Origin of the sequence: Mycoplasma marinum (genome assembly GCF_004335975.1) — a bacterium.
Classification (GTDB): Bacteria; Bacillota_I; Bacilli_A; order Mycoplasmatales; family Metamycoplasmataceae; genus Mycoplasma_K; species Mycoplasma_K marinum.
The window spans coordinates 1-1,324 of sequence record NZ_PSZO01000071.1; the positions used below are offsets into that span (position 1 = coordinate 1).

At 30.1% G+C, this 1,324-nt stretch carries 1 protein-coding gene; it reads right to left on the minus strand.

The features are described 5' to 3' along the window. Positions 1–50: 50 nt before the first annotated feature. A complete protein-coding gene (locus C4B24_RS04740) occupies positions 51–1,262 on the minus strand; it encodes an IS256 family transposase (protein WP_131599631.1) in 1,212 nt (403 codons plus the stop codon). Between the last annotated feature and the right edge of the window lie 62 nt (positions 1,263–1,324).

A 1,324-nucleotide genomic window follows, 5' to 3' on the forward strand; every position in this document is an offset into this window, starting at 1 on the left:
AAAAAAGAGCATAACGAAAAATCCATTTTGGAAATTCTATGCTCATTTTTTTAATCTAATTCAAATAATATTGAAAGTTGATTGTAAATAACTCCTCAATTTCTAATGGGTAAATTTCACTTTTTGGTTTGATTTTTTATAGCTAAATAAATCACTTTTGAAAGAGATTTCATGTTTGGAAAACTCTTATTTTTTGATATTTTACGTATATTTCGATTTAGGTTTTCAATAGGATTTGTTGTGTAAATTAATTTTCTTATCTCGCTAGGAAATTCAAAGAAGGTTACTAATTCATCAAAATTCTTTCTTCATGAACGGGTTGCATAACCATATTTTGAAGATCATTTATCCTCGAAATTATCAAGAGCTTTTTCAGCTTCTTTGATATTAATTGCTTGATAAATTTTCTTCATATCCTTAACGAATTCTTTCTTTTCATCATACTTGACAAATCTCATGCTATTTCTAATTTGATGTACAACACATTTTTGGATCTTCGTTTTTGGGAAAGCAGCACTAATTGCTTCTGATATTCCAGGTAGGTTATCTGAAGCCATTATTAAAATCCTTTCTAAACCTCTTTGTTTTAGATCATCTAAGACACTTAATCAGTACTTAGATGTCTCGGATTCGCCTATTCAATAGCCTAAAACATCCTTTTTACCTTCTAAATCTATTCCCAATGGGATATAGACTGACACTTCTTTAGACACTCCATCTTCACGAATTTTAAATCTAATTCCATCAATGAAAACGGCTGCATATGTTTTTTGCAATCTTCTTGCTTGGAACTCTTCGATTTCTGGAAGAATTTTATCGGTAATTCTGCTAATGCTTGAAGAGTCTAAGTCAAACTTATAAATCTCCTTTATATGTTCGACGATGTCCCTTGTTGATTGACCCTTTGCGTACATCAAAATAATTGCTTGTTCTACACTTGAGATATTTGATTGATTCTTTTGAACTATGATAGGCTCAAAAGATGCTTCTCTATCTCTTGGTGTTTTGATCTTAGTTGAACCAAAAAGTCCTTTTATATTTTTTGATGAATACCCGTTTCTTGAGTTATTAGAATCTGAGATTTCATTTTTTTGATAACCTAGATGTTCATCCATCTCAGCATTCAATAATTTTTCTAGCATTGGTTTAGCAGTTTGCAAGAGAATTTCATCAAAAGTTTGACCTTTGAATTCACTCACCCCTCTCCTTTCAAGAAGTTCAGCTAATTCTTCTTGAAATGTTTTGTCTTTTTTGTTTTTCATAATAAAAACTCCTTTATTGTAATTTTACAACATAGGAGTTACACAAAATTTAATACATTACC